General features: G+C 71.9%; 10 protein-coding genes. 5 read left to right on the top strand and 5 right to left on the bottom strand.

Annotated features, from left to right (window positions below; translation table 11 throughout):
• Positions 1-108 precede the first annotated feature (108 nt).
• Entirely contained in the window at positions 109-1,632 is a 1,524-nt protein-coding gene (gene exaC, locus NMN56_RS05365; RefSeq protein WP_274039212.1) for an acetaldehyde dehydrogenase ExaC, read from the bottom strand.
• Between the two features lie 56 nt (positions 1,633-1,688).
• Positions 1,689-3,032 carry a helix-turn-helix domain-containing protein gene (locus NMN56_RS05360; RefSeq protein WP_274039211.1) on the bottom strand — a complete coding sequence of 448 codons (1,344 nt, stop codon included), beginning with the start codon at positions 3,030-3,032 and terminating at the stop codon, positions 1,689-1,691.
• 127 nt (positions 3,033-3,159) lie between these two features.
• On the opposite strand from NMN56_RS05360, the gene NMN56_RS05355 reads away from it, so the two are divergent.
• Positions 3,160-5,574: a phosphoketolase family protein gene (locus NMN56_RS05355; protein ID WP_274039210.1), complete on the top strand. Its 2,415-nt coding sequence runs from the start codon at positions 3,160-3,162 to the stop codon at positions 5,572-5,574.
• A 12-nt stretch (positions 5,575-5,586) separates the two neighbouring features.
• On the opposite strand, the gene NMN56_RS05350 is transcribed toward NMN56_RS05355, so the two are convergent.
• Positions 5,587-6,972, bottom strand: coding sequence for a family 2B encapsulin nanocompartment shell protein (locus tag NMN56_RS05350; protein WP_274039209.1), 1,386 nt, complete (start codon positions 6,970-6,972; stop codon positions 5,587-5,589).
• Between the two features lie 196 nt (positions 6,973-7,168).
• Positions 7,169-8,593 carry a family 2B encapsulin nanocompartment shell protein gene (locus NMN56_RS05345; protein WP_274039208.1) on the bottom strand — a complete coding sequence of 475 codons (1,425 nt, stop codon included), beginning with the start codon at positions 8,591-8,593 and terminating at the stop codon, positions 7,169-7,171.
• A gap of 564 nt (positions 8,594-9,157) precedes the next feature.
• Between NMN56_RS05345 and NMN56_RS05340 the strand changes: the two genes are divergently transcribed.
• Together NMN56_RS05340 and NMN56_RS05335 are read left to right on the top strand one after the other, a co-directional pair.
• Positions 9,158-9,760: an Rv1733c family protein gene (locus NMN56_RS05340; RefSeq protein ID WP_274039207.1), complete on the top strand. Its 603-nt coding sequence runs from the start codon at positions 9,158-9,160 to the stop codon at positions 9,758-9,760.
• Positions 9,761-10,173: 413 nt separating this feature from the next.
• The gene (locus NMN56_RS05335; RefSeq protein ID WP_274039206.1) at positions 10,174-12,642 is read left to right on the top strand and encodes a right-handed parallel beta-helix repeat-containing protein; all 2,469 of its coding nucleotides are present in this window, start codon (positions 10,174-10,176) and stop codon (positions 12,640-12,642) included.
• On the opposite strand, the gene NMN56_RS05330 is transcribed toward NMN56_RS05335, so the two are convergent.
• Positions 12,612-15,185 carry a hypothetical protein gene (locus tag NMN56_RS05330; RefSeq protein WP_430542472.1) on the bottom strand — a complete coding sequence of 858 codons (2,574 nt, stop codon included), beginning with the start codon at positions 15,183-15,185 and terminating at the stop codon, positions 12,612-12,614. The genes NMN56_RS05335 and NMN56_RS05330 overlap by 31 nt on opposite strands.
• A gap of 222 nt (positions 15,186-15,407) precedes the next feature.
• Between NMN56_RS05330 and NMN56_RS05325 the strand changes: the two genes are divergently transcribed.
• Complete coding sequence (locus NMN56_RS05325) at positions 15,408-16,253, top strand: DeoR/GlpR family DNA-binding transcription regulator (protein WP_274039205.1); 846 nt, start codon at positions 15,408-15,410, stop codon at positions 16,251-16,253.
• 119 nt (positions 16,254-16,372) lie between these two features.
• The gene (locus tag NMN56_RS05320; RefSeq protein WP_274039204.1) at positions 16,373-16,867 is read left to right on the top strand and encodes an SRPBCC family protein; all 495 of its coding nucleotides are present in this window, start codon (positions 16,373-16,375) and stop codon (positions 16,865-16,867) included.
• Positions 16,868-16,960 lie beyond the last annotated feature (93 nt).

Below are 16,960 nucleotides of genomic sequence, written 5' to 3'. Positions count from 1 at the left end.
TCACGCCGGACCCGCGACGTACGGTCAGCGGCCGGCGGTCAAGCGGCCGGCGGCGCACACGGACGCCGAGCCGTCCATGAGGACGGCCCGGCGTATGTGTGCGGTCGGCTAGAACAGGCCCAGCTTCTGTGCCGAGTACGACACCAGCAGGTTCTTGGTCTGCTGGTAGTGGTCGAGCATCATCTTGTGCGTCTCGCGGCCGATGCCCGACTGCTTGTAGCCGCCGAAGGCGGCGTGCGCGGGGTAGGCGTGGAAGCAGTTGGTCCACACGCGTCCCGCCTGGATGGCGCGGCCCGCGCGGTAGGCGCGGGTGCCGTTCCTGGTCCACACGCCGGCGCCGAGCCCGTAGAGGGTGTCGTTGGCGATCTCCATGGCGTCGTCGAAGTCGGTGAAGCCGGTGACGGAGACGACGGGGCCGAAGATCTCCTCCTGGAAGACGCGCATCTGGTTGCCGCCCTCCAGGATGGTGGGCCGTACGTAGTAACCGCCCTCCAGTTCGCCGCCCAGTTCGGCACGCGTACCGCCGGAGAGGACCCGTGCTCCCTCCTGCCGGCCGATGTCGAGGTAGGAGAGGACCTTCTCCAGCTGGTCGTTGGACGCCTGCGCTCCGACCATGGTGTCGGTGTCGAGCGGGTGGCCCTGCACGATGGCCTCGGTGCGCTCGATCCCCGCGTCGAGGAAGCTGCGGTAGTGGCTGCGCTGGATGAGGGCGCGCGAGGGGCAGGTGCAGACCTCGCCCTGGTTGAGCGCGAACATCGTGAAGCCCTCAAGTGCCTTGTCGTAGAAGTCGTCCCCGTCGTCGGAGACGTCCTCGAAGAAGATGTTGGGGCTCTTGCCGCCGAGTTCCAGGGTGACGGGCTTGAGGTTCTCCGAGGCGTACTGCATGATCAGCCGCCCCGTCGTGGTCTCGCCCGTGAAGGCGATCTTGGCGACGCGCGGGTTGCTGGCGAGCGGCTTGCCCGCCTCGGCGCCGAAGCCGTTGACGATGTTGATGACCCCTGGCGGCAGCAGGTCGGCGATCAGGCTCATCCAGTAGTGGATGGAGACCGGTGTCTGCTCGGCCGGCTTGAGGACGACGCAGTTGCCGGCCGCCAGCGCGGGCGCCAGCTTCCAGACGGCCATCAGCAGCGGGAAGTTCCACGGGATGATCTGCGCGACGACGCCCAGCGGCTCGTGCAGGTGGTAGGCGACGGTGTCCTCGTCGATCTGGGAGAGCGAGCCCTCCTGCGCGCGGATGACACCGGCGAAGTACCGGAAGTGGTCGATGGCCAGCGGGAGGTCGGCCGCCAGGCACTCGCGGATGGGCTTGCCGTTCTCCCAGGTCTCCGCGACCGCCAGCTCCTCCAGGTTCGCCTCCATCCGGTCGGCGATCTTGTTGAGGATCTGCGCGCGCTCGGCCGGTGACGTACGGCCCCAGGCACCGGCCGCCTCGTGCGCCGCGTCGACGGCGCGTTCGACGTCCTCGGCGGTGCCGCGTGCGACCTCGGTGAAGGGCTGTCCGTTGACGGGGGTGGGGTTCTCGAAGTAGCCGCCCTGCTTGGGTGCGACGTAGGTGCCGCCGATCCAGTGGTCGTAGCGCGGCTGGTACGTCATCAGGGCGCCTTCGGTACCCGGTGCGGCGTAACGGCTCATGCTGTGCCTCCCTTGAGAGGACCCGTCGGCTCGTCGGCGGGCGCGGTGCCGGGACGCTAACGCGCGCTACGTTGCGGATACGTTGCGCCGGCCGGGCCGCCCGCCCTGCCGCCGAAGGGGGCGCCGGCGGCGATGCCGTACGCGCCGCGCAGTTCGCGGACGCGGGCCGCGGTGGCGGGTCCTGGACGGACGCCGTGCAGTGCCTCCCACACCTCCAGGTCGTCCTCGCCCCACGTGGTGCACACCCAGCTCTCCAGCAGCGCGGGTTCGGCGTGTGCGAGCAGGCGGCGGCGCAGCCGGTTCTCCAGCGGGCGCCGCAGCCTGAGCACACCGGGTGCGTCGGAGCCGGGCAGCGGCGGGCCCGTGTAGGCCGCGAGCGCGGCGTCGGGCGAACCGGCGGCGAGCGCCTCGCCGACGGCGTCGTAGTCGGTGCGCATGCTCTGGCGCAGCCGGTAGGGCCTGGACTCCAGGAGAGGGCCCAACAGGTGCCGCAGCCGGGAGAGTTCGGCCCGCAGGGTGACGGGGTTGACGTCGCGCTCGCCGTACAGCTCACGGCCGAGCCGCTCCCCCGCGAGCCCGTCGGGGTGCACGGCGAGCAGCAGCAGGATCTCGCTGTGGCGGCGCCCGAGGCGCACGGGGCGGCCCGTCGCGCGGGTGTACGGGGTGTGCAGCAGTGCCTCGTCGCGGCCGAGCACATCGAGCACGTAACCGGTCCCTGGCGCCACGGGCGCCGGCGCACAGGTGCCGAGTTCGGCGAGGCGGGCCTCGGCCGCGCGGGCCGTCGCCTGGACGAGGGCGAGGCTCTGCGGCGCCGCGAGGTGGTCGCCGCCTGTGATGTCGACGGCGCCGATGACGCGCCGGGTGTGCGGGTCGTGCACGGGCGCGGCTGCGCAGGTCCAGGGCTGTACGGGCCGGCAGTAGTGCTCGGCGGCGAAGATCTGCACGGCGTGGTCGAGTGCGAGCGCCGTGCCGGGCGCGTTGGTGCCGCTGACCCGCTCGGACCAGCGGGCACCGGGCACGAAGTTCATGCCTTCGGCCCGCCGCAGCACCTGCGGGTGGCCCTCGATCCACAGCATGGTGCCGCCCGCGTCGCAGACGGAGAGCAGGTGGGCGCCGTCCTCGGCGATGGTGCCGAGCAGTTCCCTGAAGACGGGCATCACCCGGGCGAGCGGATGTGCCTCGCGGTGTGCGGCGAGCCCGTCGTCGTCCAGGTCGACGCGGGCGAGGCTCTCGGGCGCGAGGTGCGCTCCGGCGCAGCGGCGCCAGGAGTCGGCGACGACGGCCCGTACGGAGGAGCCGATGGCGCCTCCGGTCAGGAACTCCTCGTGGGCGCGTCGTACCTGCCCGGCCCGCTCGGCCGGGTCAGCTCCCGCTTCGAGCGCCAGCCATGGATTGCGCACACCGTCATCGTGCAGCCGGAAGGGGCGGCAGACAACGCCCGTGCCACAACCGGCCCGCCCGGCGCGCACCGCGTACGGTCGCCGGACAGGGGGTGTCAGGCGGGCCCCGCCCTGGTACCCATCCCGCATGCCGGATCACCAGCCCCTCACGGACCACGAGGCGGAGACGCTGGACGCGCACTGGCGTGCCCTCAACTACCTCTCCGCCTGCCAGCTCTACCTGCGCGACAACCCGCTGCTCGCCGAGCCGCTGCGCGCCGAACACATCAAGCCGAGACTGCTGGGTCACTGGGGCACCTGTCCCGGGCTCGGCCTGGTCTACACCCATCTCAACCGGCTGGTCAGGGAGCGCGGGCAGCGTGCCCTGGGCGTGTGGGGGCCGGGGCACGGAGCCGCGGCCGTGCTCTCGGGCGCCTGGCTGGAGGGTACGTTCGGCGAGCTGAACCCGGACGCGCCGCGCGACGCGGAGGGGATGCTGCGGCTCTTCCGCGACTTCTCCCAGCCGGGCGGCATCCCCAGCCATACGGCTCCCGAGGTACCCGGTTCCCTCCAGGAGGGCGGCGAGCTGGGCTATTCGCTGGCGCACGCGTACGGGGCCGCTTTCGACAATCCGGATCTGCTGGTCTGCGCCGTCATCGGGGACGGCGAGGCGGAGACGGGCCCGCTGGCGGCCTCCTGGCACTCGGACAAGTTCCTCGACCCGGTGCACGACGGCGCCGTGCTGCCCGTGCTGCACCTGAACGGGTACAAGATCGCCAACCCGACCGTGCTCGCCCGGCTCCCCGAGGAGGAGCTGGGCGCGCTGCTGCACGGATACGGCTACGAACCGCTGTTCGTCACGGCGGCGCCCGACACCCCGCACCCGGAGGTGCACCGGGCGATGGCCGCCACCTTCGACACGGCGCTCGGCCACATCAGGTCCATCCAGCACGCGGCCCGCTCCGCCGGCACCGGCACCGGCGGTCCGGCCGAGGGCACCCCGCACTCGGCACGACCGCGCTGGCCGATGGTGGTGCTGCGGACGCCCAAGGGCTGGACGGGCCCGAGGGAACTGGACGGCGCACCTGTCGAGGGCACTTGGCGCGCACATCAGGTGCCGCTGCCCGGGGTGCACGACGACCCGGAGCAGCTACGGCAGTTGGAGCACTGGCTGCGCTCGTACGGTCCGCGCGAGCTGTTCGACGAGGGCGGCAGGCCACTCCCCCACGTGGTGGAGTGCGTGCCGGACGGCGATCTGCGGCTGGGTTCGGTGCCGGAGGCGAACGGCGGCCGGCTGCTGCGGCAGCTTCCGCTGCCGTCACTGAAGCCGCACGGTGTCCAGGTGGACCGCCCGGGCGGCGGCTCGCACGAGCCGACCCGGGTGCTGGGCGGACTGCTGGCCGAGCTGCTGACGGCGACCGAGGAGCGCCGGGACTTCCGCCTCTTCGGCCCCGACGAGACGGACTCGAACCACCTGAACGGGGTCTACGAAGCGACGGGCCGCGGCTGGCAGGGCGAGTACGAGCCGACGGACGAGCATCTGAGCCCGCACGGACGAGTCCTTGAGGTGCTGTCGGAACACATGTGCCAGGGCTGGCTGGAGGGCTACGTACTGACGGGCAGGAACGGCCTGTTCGCGTCGTACGAGGGCTTCGCGAACATCGTTGCCAGCATGGCGGCCCAGCATGTGAAGTGGGTGCACAGCGCGCGCGAGGTGCCGTGGCGCAGGCCCGTCGCCGGGCTCAACTACCTGCTGACCTCGCACGCGTGGCGCCAGGACCACAACGGTTTCTCGCACCAGGACCCCGGCTTCGTCGACCATGTGCTGAGCAAGAGCCCCGACGTGGTGCGCGCTTATCTGCCGCCTGACACCAACACCCTGCTGTGTGTGGCCGACCATGTGCTGCGCACGCGGGACACGGTGAACGTGGTGGTGGCGGGCAAGCACCCGTGCTTCGACTGGCTGGACCTGGAAGCGGCCTGGGCGCACTGCGCGCGCGGTCTGGGCGTGTGGGAGTGGGCCGGTACGGAGCGCGAGGGCGAGGAGCCCGATGTGGTGCTCGCGTGCGCGGGCGACGTGCCGACGCTGGAGACGCTGGCCGCCGCCTCACTGCTGCGCGAGTGGCTTCCGGGGTTGGCGGTACGGGTGGTGAACGTGGTGGACCTGACGCGGCTGATGCCACCGTCCCAGCACCCGCACGGCATGCCGGACGGAGAGTTCGACGCGGTCTTCACCCGGGACCGGCCGGTCATCTTCGCCTACCACGGCTATCCCTGGCTGGTACACAGGCTGACCTACCGTCGTACGGCCCATGACCGCATGGCCGTACGCGGCTACCGCGAGATGGGCTCGACCACAACGCCGTTCGACATGGTGGTACGCAACGGGATGGACCGCTACCACCTGGTCATGGATGTGGTGGACCGTACGCCGGGGCTGGGAGCGCGGGCGGTGCGCGCACGGCAGGCGGCGGCCGACATGCGCGAGCGGCACCATGCGCGGGTGCGCGAGCACGGCACGGACCTGCCGGAGGTCACCGACTGGCGCTGGCCGGGCCGGTGACCTCCGGGTGGCTCACACCTCGACGTCCTCCAGGATGCCGAGCGCGTCGGGCACCAGGACGGCCGCCGAGTAGTAGGCGCTGACCAGGTACGAGATGAGGGCCTTGTCGTCGATGCCCATGAACCGGACGTTCAGCGCGGGCTCGATCTCATCGGGGATGCCGGTCTGGTGCAGCCCGACAACCCCCTGGTCCTCCTGCCCGGTACGCATGGCCAGCACGGAGCTGGTGCCGTCCTCCCGTACGGGGATCTTGTCGCAGGGCAGCAGCGGAATGCCGCGCCAGGCGTGTGCCTGGCCGCCCTCGACCGTGGTCCGCTCGGGGTAGACGCCGCGCTTGCTGCACTCGCGCCCGATGGCGGCGATGGTGCGCGGGTGGGCGAGCAGATAACGCGTCTTGCGGCGGCGCGAGATCAGCTCGTCCAGGTCGTCGGGGGTGGGCGGTCCGGTACGCGCGTGGAGGCGCTGGCTGAGGTCGGCGTTGTGCAGGAGCCCGAACTCCCGGTTGTTGACCAGCTCGTGCTCCTGGCGCTCGCGCAGCGCCTCGACGGTGAGGCGCAGCTGTTCCTGCACCTGGTTCATCGGGTTGTTGTAGATGTCGGCGACCCTGCTGTGCACCCGCAGGACGGTCTGCGCGACGCTCAGTTCGTACTCGCGCGGGCTCAGGTCGTAGTCGACGAACGTGCCGGTGAGCAGGTGTTCGCCCGAGTGGCCCGAGGCCAGCGCGATGTCCGCCTCGCCGCGCCTGTTCTGGCGGGGCACGGCACGGGAGAGGAACTGGTCGAGGTGCGCGCGCAGCGCAGGCGCGCGTCCCGCCACCTCGCGGAACCGGTCGGCGGGCAGCGCGAGGACGGTGCAGCGCGTGGTGGCGCGCAGGGTGTGGTCCCAGGTGCCGGGCTCGGGTGTGAGGACCTGGTCCCCGACGTGGTCGCCGTCGGCGAGGACGCCGAGCGTGATCTCGTCGTCGTACAGCCCGGCGGCGAGCTTGGTGAGCCGGCCGTGTGCGATGAGCAGCAGCTCGTCGACGGGCTCGCCCCGGAGGGTGAGCACGTCGCCCGGTGCGTACTCGCGCTGGGTGAAGTTCTCAGCGAGCATGCGCAGCGCCGCCCGGTCCTCCAGGTCGCGCAGCAGGGGGATCTCACGGAGTTCGTCCGGGATGACGCTGATGTCGGCGCCTGTGGAGACGAACTCGACCCTGCCGTCTCCGAGGGTGTGGGTCAGGCGCCTGTTGACGCGGTAGGTGCCGCCGGTGGTCTCGATCCACGGCAGCACGCGCAGCAGCCACCGCGGCGAGATGCCCTGCATCTGCGGGGGCGTCTTGGTGGTGGAGGCCAGCTTGCGTGCCGCCGCCGTCCCCAGGCTCAGGGGTGCGGGCGTGGTCGTTTCGGGGTGCGTCGTCATCGGTTCCTGTCTCTGGGTGTCTGCTCAACTGCGTGTCGGCGCGGCCGTGTTCCGCCGATCCGTTTCTCCGCTTTTCGGGCGGTTCCGTTCTCCGGCGGTGCCGCATTTCCTGACGGCGTTGAGGTGCGCGGCTTCGCGCTCCCTCATTTGCCGTTCTCAGTTGCCATTCCTGACGGCCGTCGTCAATGACCGTTTCTCAGTGGCCGATTTCGACGTCCTCCAGAATGCCGAGCGCGTCGGGAACCATGACGGCGGCGGAATAGTAAGCACTGACCAGATAGGACATGACGGCCTTTTCGTTGATACCCATGAAGCGCACGGAAAGGCTCGGGCTGTATTCGTCGGGAATTCCCGTCTGGTGCAGTCCGACCACTCCCCTCTCCTTCTCCCCCGTCCGCATGGCGAGGACGGACGTGCTGCCGTGCGCGCTGACGGGAATCTTGTTGCAGGGCAGGATCGGCACCCCGCGCCAGGCGGGCACCGAGTGGCCCTCGTACTGGATGGCCTGCGGGTAGATGCCCCTGCTGCTGCACTCCCTGCCGATCGCGGAGATCGCCTTGGGGTGGGCCAGGATGACGCTGGGGTCCTTCCAGACGGTGGCCAGCAGCTCGTCCAGGTCGTCGGGGGTGGGCGGGCCCGAGCGGGTGTGGACGCGGTGCTTCATGTCGGCGTTGTGCAGCAGGCCGATCTCGCTGTTGTTGACCAGCTCGTGCTCCTGGCGCTCGCGCAGCGCCTCGATGGTGAGCCTGAGCTGCTCCTCCAGCTGGTTCATGGGGTGGTTGTAGAGGTCGGCGACGCGGGTGTGCACGCGCAGAACGGTCTGCGCGACGCTCAGTTCGTACTCGCGCGGGCTCAGGTCGTAGTCGACGAACGTGCCCGGCAGCTCGGGTTCCCCCGCGTGGCCCGAGGCCAGCGCGATGGCGGACTCGCCGTTCTCGGTGCGCCGGCCCGGGACGGCGGCGCGCGCCGACTCCAGATGGGAGCGGAGCGAGCCGGACTGCGCGAGGACGGCCTCGAAGGCACCCCTGTCGAGCGTGAGAACGGTGCCGCTGGTCAGCGAGGTGAGGGTGTGGTCCCACAGGGCCGGGGTCCCGGTGAGCCGGTCGTCGCCCGTGAAGTCGCCGTCGGCCAGCACGCCGAGCGTCGTCTCCTCGTCGTACCGGCCGCGCACCGTCCTGCGGAGCTTGCCGTGCGCGATCAGTACGAGCCTGTCGGCCGGCGTTCCGGCCTCCACGAGGACCTCGCCAGGGCCGAAGTCGCGCTGTTCGCAGCGGTCCGCGAGTGCCTCCAGCACATCCCTGTCGTCGTATCCGCGCAGCAGCGGCAGTTCGGACAGCTCCAGCGGGATCACCCGGACGTCCGAGCCGGTGGAGACGAATTCGACACGGCCGTCGCCGAGCGTATGGCTGAGCCGCCTGTTCACCCGGAACGTTCCGCCGGAAACCTGCACCCACGGAAGAACCTTCAGCAGCCACCGCGAGGTGATTCCCTGCATCTGCGGCGGTGTTTTCGTGGTGGTGGCGAGATTACGTGCCGCTGCCGTCGTAAGGCTGAGCTGCGGCTGCTCGCCTTCTTCGGCCCGCCCCTCGCCGCCCGCATTCCGTTCTGCCGCAGTCGTCATCTGTAACCGCCAATCCTCGTGTCCGACAGTTCAATTCACACGCTGCGGCCAAAAACTAGTGAGTGAAGGGAGCGGCGGGCAATCGCTCAAAAGATGTCCCAGGTTTCGGAATGCCTGACCGTTGACCGGGTAACACCTCCCGTCACGGCTCGGAATTATCAACCGAGCGTGACGAAAGCGCCGCTTTCCTCACGGACAGCAATATCCGCGCGTCTCAGCCGGTTCCCCCCGGGGGTACACGGCCCGCACAGGTGCGCGCGGGAGGCGTACGAGGATCGTTTCGCGCCCCATTCACCGCCGAAGCACCGGAGGTTGGCGCGAAGTACCAGGAGTTCCCCGCCCCGGGGGCCGCGGGCGAGGATCACTCAGTAAACTCGGGGCCACCACGAGGGGGACCGACCGAGTCCGGAAAGGGAAGCATCGGCTGCCCTGACCACGCAGGCCACCTGACCACGCGGCCACGCCGGTCACATTTCCGGTGATTCCGCGCTCATCGCCCTTCCTCGTGCATGTACCGCTCCCGATGAGGTACGCACGGACGGGGAAGTAGGGGGTGAGCAAGCGGTGCGGACAATCGTTGGACTGTGGCGTTGGCGCGGTAACCCGCTGTGCCGCCGCAGTGACCGCCGCGAGGCGTGGCTCGCTCTGTGTGCCGCGCTGCTGATCGTCGTAGGAGCCCCGGTCGTCGGCCTGCTCAGCGCCGAGATCTCGCATGCCGCGCTCCTGAGAACGGCCCATGAGCAGCAGCGCGAACGGCACCACCTCTGGGCGACGGCGCAGCACATCGCGCTGCGGCCCCCGCTCAACGCGGAACCCGACACGGCCACGCCGCGCGAGGAGCGCACGAGGGTGACGGCCCACTGGACGGGGCCCGACGGGAGCCCGCACACCGGCACCGTCCCCGTACGGCACGCGGTGCGGCCCGGCAGCCGCATCCAGATCTGGACGGACGGCGAGGGCCATCTGACGAGCCGCCCGATGAGCACCCGGGGCGCCTCCTCGTACTCGATGCTGGCGGGGCTCGCCGCCGGATCCGTCGTCGTGGGCGGTGTCGAGCTGGGGCGGCGGCTGACGGTCCGTCTGGTCATGCGCCGCCGTTACGCGCGCTGGGACGAGGAGTGGGGCCGTATCGGCCCCGACTGGGGACGCACGGGCACCAACAACTGAGCCCCGGCCCCGGAGCCCGGCAACCACGGGGCCCGGCACGGCCAGGCAACGGGGCCCGGCAACCGGCACCTGGCAACGGGGCTCCCGGGCCGACACGTTCGACCGGCCCCTCGTGGGCCCGTGCCACGGGCGCAGGCTCACTGTGCGGCGCGGGCTCCCCTGCGCGAGGGTCCCGGGGCTCACGCGTACAACGGGCCCCGGGGGCAGCGCCTCCCACCGGCCCCGGGCGCACACGTTCGACCGACTCGGCGAGCGCGCGTTCCCTGCCGTCGCCGCGGATCCGTCGCGCGCCGACCCGGCGGACCCGTCAATCCGTGTCCCCAGCGCACGCTACGGTGGGTGCGGCCAGCACAGACGGCGCGCTAGGCAGCACAACGCATCTCCGTACGCACGAGGTTGGGGCACAGCACTCCATGGCACAGGGCTCGGTCCAGGTCACGCACAGCGGCACGTCGCGGTGGCGCCGCAGGACGGGGGAGTACGCCTCGTTGTCGGCGGCACTGGAGGTGGCGGGCGACGGGGACGTGCTCACAGTTGCCCCCGGAACCTACCGGGAGAACCTGGTCATCGAGCGGCCCGTGACCCTGCGCGGTCCCGAGCGCGCCGCGGCCGGGTCGGTGCGGATCGCGCCGCCCGACGGGGTCGCGCTGGCCGTGCGTGCCGCGGCGCTGGTACAGGACCTCCAGATCGAGGGCCAGGACTCGGCCGTGCCGGCCGTACTGGTCGAGGACGCGGCGCCCGAGCTGGCCGGGCTGCGGGTGATGACGCGTTCAGCCGCCGGGATCGAGGTCCGCGCCGGTGCGCGGCCCACGGTGCGGCGCTGCACCGTCGACAACCCCGCCGGGCTCGGCCTCAGCATCTCCGGCGCGGCGGGCGGCGTGTACGAGGAGTGCGAGGTCGTGGCGGCCGGCCAGTCGGGCATCGCCGTACGGGACGGCGCGCGCCCCCGGCTCTCGCACTGCCGGGTGCACCATGCCTCGGGCGCAGGCATCTCGCTCCAGGGCGAGGGCACCACGGCCGAGGCGGTCGGCTGCGAGGTGTACGAGATCAAGGGCAGCGGCGTGCGCGTCGCGGCCCGCGCCAGCGGCCACTTCACCGACTGCCTTGTGCACCGCACCTCGGCCGACGGCGTCACCCTCGACACGGACGCGGTGCTCACGCTCGCGGACTGCGACATCCACGACATCCCGGAGAACGCTGTCGACCTGCGCTCCCGTTCGGTGCTCACGCTGACCCGCTCCAAGGTGCGGCGCTTCGGGCGCAACGGCCTGTCGGTGTGGGACCCGGGTACCCGCGTCGACGCCAACAGCTGCGAGATCCACGACAGTACGGGCGACTATCCGGCCGTGTGGATCAGCGACGGCGCGACGGCCGTACTGGACACCTGCCGGGTGCACACCGTCCCCGACGCGCTGTTCGTCCTCGACCGCGGCTCGCGCGCCGACGTGCTGGACAGCGACCTGTCCCAGGTGCGCGGTACGGCCGTTTCCGTGAGCGACGGCGCCGTCGTCCAGCTCGACGACTGCCGCATCAGCAAGGCGGGCACCGGCGCGTGGTTCCGTGACCACGGCACAGGCGGGGTGCTCAACGGCTGCACCATAGACAGTGCCGCCACGGGCGTCATCGTCACCAAGGGCGCCGACCCCACCGTCGAGCGCTGCACGGTCAGTTCGGCCACCGAGGCGGGCTTCTACGTGTCGGCCGAGGGGCGCGGCACGTTCCACAACTGCCGGGTGACCGGCTCACGGGGCTACGGCTTCCACGTCATCGACGGCTGCCGTACGACGCTGCGCCGCTGCCGCACGGAGCGCTGCGCGCGGGGCGGCTACGAGTTCTCCGAGGAGGGCCCGTCCGTCGAGGACTGCACCAGCGACGAGAGCGCCGCACCGGTCAGCGCGGCGCCGGTGACGAGCGGGGCACCCGCTGCGGGCGAGGGGAACACCGGACTGCTGACCGCGCCCGTGCCCCAGCAGCGGACGGGGCAGACGGCGCCCGTGACGGCCGGGGGCACGGCGACCACGGCGACGCGCGGCCAGGAGGCGCAGCAGGCCGAGCCGGAGGCGGAGCCGCAGCGCCCGCCCAAGGAGGTGCTGGGCGAACTGGACGCGCTGGTCGGCCTGGACAGCGTCAAGCGCGAGGTGCGCGCGCTGACCGACATGATCGAGGTGGGCCGCAGACGCCAGCGCGCCGGGCTCAAGGCCGCCTCGGCGCGGCGGCACCTGGTCTTCACCGGCTCCCCCGGTACGGGCAAGACCACGGTCGCGCGGCTCTACGGCGAGATCCTGCGCTCCCTGGGCGTACTGGAGCGCGGCCACCTGGTCGAGGTCTCACGGGTCGACCTGGTGGGCGAGCACATCGGCTCGACGGCGATCCGTACCCAGGAGGCGTTCGAACGGGCCCGTGGCGGCGTGCTGTTCATCGACGAGGCGTACGCGCTCTCGCCCGAGGACTCCGGCAGGGACTTCGGCAGGGAGGCCATCGACACGCTGGTGAAGCTGATGGAGGACCACCGCGACGAGGTCGTGGTGATCGTCGCGGGCTACACGGCGGAGATGGAGCGCTTCCTGGCGGTCAACCCCGGTGTCGCGTCCCGTTTCTCGCGCGTCATCACCTTCGGGGACTACGCGCCTGGCGAGCTGCTGCGCATCGTGGAACAGCAGGCGGACGAGCAGCAGTACCGCCTCGCCGGCGGGGCCCGTGAGGCGCTGCTCGGCTACTTCGCGGAGCTGCCAAAGGGCCCCTCGTTCGGCAACGGGCGTACGGCGCGGCAGACGTTCGAGGCAATGGTCGAGCGGCACGCGGGCCGGGTCGCGCAGTTCCCCGACCCGAGCACCGACGACCTCACGCTGCTCTACCCGGAGGACCTGCCCCGCTCCGGGTGAGCGCGCGCGCCCTCCCGCTTCTCCGGCGCGGCGCGCTCGGGCTCCGGGTGGTCGGGGTGCGCCGAGTGGTCAGGGTCGTCCGAGTGCTGGTGCGGCGGCTGGTGCGGCACGCCCGCCAGTCCCTCGCGTGCGGCCTTCAACCGGGCCAGCAGGCCGTCGCGTTCGCTGTCGAAGACGGGGTCGGCCTGGTAGTCGCTGTGCGCCAGGATCGGTTCAGGCAGCGGCTGTTCGCGCGTACGCCCGTAGGCGAGCGGATCCAGCAGCGGTCCCCTGTCGACATCGGGGCCGTGCTCGGGGTCGTGCGCGCAGGAGAGCCGTACGGGCCCGCCGATGGGGTCGGTGAGCCGCCACAGGTTGCGCCAGCACTCCAGATCGCCGTGGAGCGCGGAGAGCCGGCTGGGCCCGAAGTAGGCGGGGAACCAGCGCCCGTAGAGCCTCTCCAGCGGTGAACCGTAGGTGAGCAGCGCGACCTGGCGGCGGGTGCGCGGGTCGAGCTGCCACACGGCGGCTGCGGCCAGCGCGCTGCCCTGCGAGTGGCCGGAGATGACCAGCCGCCTGTCGGGTTCCTTGTCGGTCCACATGGCCATCCGCCAGGCCAGGTCGGGCACCGCGCGCTCGGCGTAGCAGGGCGGTGCGAAGGGGTGCGCCGAGCGCGGCCAGAACGTGCCGACGTCCCACAGGATCCCGATGGTGCGCCGTGCCGAGGGGTCGCGGTACGCGCGGCGGCCCCAGGTGAGGAAGAGCAGGAAGCCGAAGCCGACCATCCAGGAGCCCAGCGCCTGCACCGTCCCGGCGAAGCCGGCGACGATGTCGGGCGCCCCGGCAGCCGCCTCGCTGGGCACCTTTCCCGTGAGCGTGGTGCCGAGCACGGCGACGCCGCCCAGCACGAGCGTCACGGCGGCGACGGTCGCGACCAGCCAGGGCGCCTGGTCGGTGAGCCCGGCACGCGCGACGGCCCCCGCGATACGGCGGGTGCGCCCCTCGTCCGGCAGCGCCCCGGGGTAGCCGGCCTGGACGTCGTCGGTCAGCTTCCTGCTCGTACGCCAGACGCGGAAGCCGAACCAGCACGCCAGGAGCAGCACGCCCACCAGCAGCAGCGGGATGATCGATGCCTGCCAGGTGAGGACGGTGGGCGGGCCCGCGATCTGCGCTTCCTTGCCCACTCCCGAGGTGCCGGGCCCGTCGAGCCAGTCGCCGACGCGCTGCGCGACCCCGCCCGAGAGCACCCCGCCGAGCGCGCAGGCCAGCATGGCGACGGCGGCGGGTGCGAGCCCGGTCAGCGCGGTGCGGGGCACGGGACGGGTGCGGTAGAGCAGCAGCCCGACCACGCCGAGCGCGACGACGAGCGTGCCCTGAAGCACCGCGAGCACACCGAATGTCTCGTCCCCCGGCAGCGAGCCTGCCGACTTCCAGTCGGGGCGGTTCCAGGAGCCGTGCACGGCCGCGAGGACGGTCAGCGCGATCGCGGCGCCCGGCAGCGCCCGCACGGTCAGCGTGTCCACGTGCCGGTCGGGCGTGCTCTCTTTGCGGGCCCTGCGGCACACGACGTGAACGACGCACACGGCGCAGGCGACGATCAGGACCATCAGGCCCCAGCCGAAAAGGTCGAGCACGGGGCTGCCGCCGGGGCCGCGGTCGTGGCGGGTCGAGGTGGCGGCGAGCGCGGCGGCGACGGTGAGGAACCCGGCGGCCGTGTGCGCGGCGCGCAGCCGCGCGACGTGCCGCCTGCCGTACCAGAAGCCCGGCAGGGACAGCGGCGGGCGCCCGTCGGCCGCGGGGTCGTCCTCGTTGACGGCCTTCTCCAGCGGCGGCTGCGACTCGTAGGCGCTCCAGGTGCGGTGCGAGAGCCACCACAGGAGCGTCGTCGCGGCGGCCGGCAGCAGCGCGGCCAGCGCCAGCCTGCGCCCCGGCTGGCTCCACCAGCCGCCCGTACCCTCGGGTCCCGCCGCCATGAAGGCGAGCCAGGAGCGCCCGTCGGCGCACGCCGAGCCGCCCGCGCACTGCCAGGCGATCAGGTCGAGCGCGACCTCGCAGACGGCGCTGATCAGCAGCACGGTGAGGCTGAGCGCGACGAGCCGTACGAGCAGACCGTGCACGCGTACGGCGGTGTGGCGGTTGTGGGAGGCGGGGCGCATCCAGTGCGCGAGGTTGACCACCATGAAGGGCAGCAGGATCAGCCAGAGCGCGCGGGCGCCGTTCCCCGAGGTGAGGTTGGACCAGCAGTACGCCTCGGGCACGGGCTTGTCGGCGTACTCCTCAGGACGGCGTTCGGCGTCCTTGTCCTCGGTGCGGCGGTGTACGGCAGCCGTGGTGTCCCCGGTGACGCGCTCGGTACGCGGATCGCCGAGCATCTCCTGCGGGGTGCTGCCCCCGACACCGTGGACGAGCAGTTCCAGCGAGAGGCCGTCACCGTGCGGTGCGTCGCGGCTCTTCTTCTGTGGCGCCGCGGGTGCCGCCGAGGTGGCGGTCGCGGCTGAGGTGGCCGGTGCGGGCTGTGTGGTGGCGTGCTTACGGGCGCGCGAGTGTGAGTGGTCTGACGGCACGGTGCTTCCCCCGAGGTCCCCCGAACTGTGTCAGCGATCGTTCCCAGCATCCTCGCCGACGGCCTCCGTGTGCAGCCCCCTGGGGGTGAACGTGGCGTGCGTGCTGCCGAATCGTGACATGCGCGCGCCCGTTGTGCGCGTGCGAGGATGGGCCCGGCCGGCGCCCCCACCAGCGATCCCCACCAGCGGCCCCCCACGATGCGGGGAGAACGGAGACGGGCAGTGAGCGACAACCAGAACCTCCTCGCCGAGCAGCGGCGTGCGCTGATCCTGGAGGAGGTACGGCGCCGGGGCGGTGCCCGTGTGAACGAGCTGACGCGGAAGCTGAACGTCTCGGACATGACCGTACGCCGGGATCTGGACGCGCTGGCCCGTCAGGGAGCGCTGGAGAAGGTGCACGGGGGCGCGGTGCCGGTGGCCGAGGCCAGCACCCACGAGCCGGGGTTCGAGGCCAAGTCGGCGCTGGAGCTGAGCGCGAAGGACGACATCGCGCGCGCCGCGGCAGCGATGGCCCAGCCGGGAAGCGCCATCGCCCTGTCAGGGGGCACGACGACCTATGCGCTGGCCCAGCATCTGCTCGATGTGCCGAATCTGACCGTGGTCACCAACTCGGTACGGGTGGCGGACGTCTTCCACTCGGCGCAGCGTTCGCCGGGCGGCCCGCAGGCGGGACGCCCTGGCGCGGCCACGGTGGTGCTGACGGGCGGGGTACGTACGCCCTCGGACTCCCTGGTCGGCTCGGTGGCTGACGCGGCGATCCGCTCGCTCCACTTCGATGTGCTCTTCCTGGGTGTGCACGGCATATCCGCCGAGGCCGGCCTCTCGACGCCCAACCTCGCCGAGGCGGAGACCAATCGCTGCTTCGTGGGCTCGGCACGGCGCGTGATCGTGGTCGCCGACCACACCAAGTGGGGAACCGTCGGGCTGAGTTCGTTCGCCTCGCTGGAACAGGTGGACACGCTCGTGACGGACGGGGGGCTGCCCGCGGGGGCGCGGGAGGAGATCGGGGAACTGCTTCCCGAGCTGGTGGTCGCGGGCGAGCCGGAACCGGAACCGGACGAGATCTGAGCCGGACGAGGTCGGAGCCCACCGCCCGGTGAGCGGGACTCCGCTACGGACATCCGGAGGACACGGAGCTAGGGTGTGCCCGCCCGTACGCCCGTACGTCTGTTCTGGAGGGTCGTCCCATGGCACGTCAACTGCGGCCGGTCGAGCTGGAGTTCGCCGATACCGCTCCGCTCCGGCTGTCCTTCACCGCCGACCTCGGTGTGCGCCGCGAGACGGTGTACACCGCGCTGGCGGAGGAGTTGGAGACCTGGCCCACGTGGTTCGAGGCCGTGACCGCCGTGACGTCCACGCGGGAGGGCGAGGGGCGGCGGGTCGCGCTGAAGGGCGGCCGGTTCTTCGAGGAGACGATCATGGCGGCGCAGCCGTCGGAGCGGTACGCGTACCGGGTCGACGAGACCAACGTGCCCGGCGTACGGGCCCTGTTGGAGGACTGGACGCTGGCCGTCTCGCCTTCGGGCGGCACGCGGGTGCGCTGGACGATGGCGGTGGACGGCCCCGTGGCGCTGCGCGTGCTGATGCGGCTGGGCAGGGCCGGGATGGGCGGCTCGTTCAGCGGCGCCATGCGCGGCCTGGAGAAGCGGCTCGCCGCACGGGTCCAGGAGAGCGGCCGTTAGGGCCTCTCCGACGGGATACGGCATGCGCCGCGCGGATGGCTACGGCCTCAGCCGGCGCGCAGGTCACGGTTGGGTGGATCTCCTGTCCTCGCC

The organism is Streptomyces iconiensis (assembly GCF_028657195.3).
GTDB lineage: Bacteria > Actinomycetota > Actinomycetes > Streptomycetales > Streptomycetaceae > Streptomyces > Streptomyces iconiensis.
Note: the sequence above shows the minus strand (reverse complement) of the source record. Positions and strands in the feature narration are given on the sequence as shown.

Excerpts from the sequence above, each read along its gene's own strand:
- exaC (WP_274039212.1), bottom strand. The coding sequence starts at position 1,632 with ATGAGCCGTTACGCCGCACCGGGTACCGAAGGCGCCCTGATGACGTAC.
- NMN56_RS05355 (WP_274039210.1), top strand. The coding sequence starts at position 3,160 with ATGCCGGATCACCAGCCCCTCACGGACCACGAGGCGGAGACGCTGGAC.
- NMN56_RS05350 (WP_274039209.1), bottom strand. The coding sequence starts at position 6,972 with ATGACGACGCACCCCGAAACGACCACGCCCGCACCCCTGAGCCTGGGG.
- NMN56_RS05345 (WP_274039208.1), bottom strand. The coding sequence starts at position 8,593 with ATGACGACTGCGGCAGAACGGAATGCGGGCGGCGAGGGGCGGGCCGAA.
- NMN56_RS05335 (WP_274039206.1), top strand. The coding sequence starts at position 10,174 with ATGGCACAGGGCTCGGTCCAGGTCACGCACAGCGGCACGTCGCGGTGG.
- NMN56_RS05320 (WP_274039204.1), top strand. The coding sequence starts at position 16,373 with ATGGCACGTCAACTGCGGCCGGTCGAGCTGGAGTTCGCCGATACCGCT.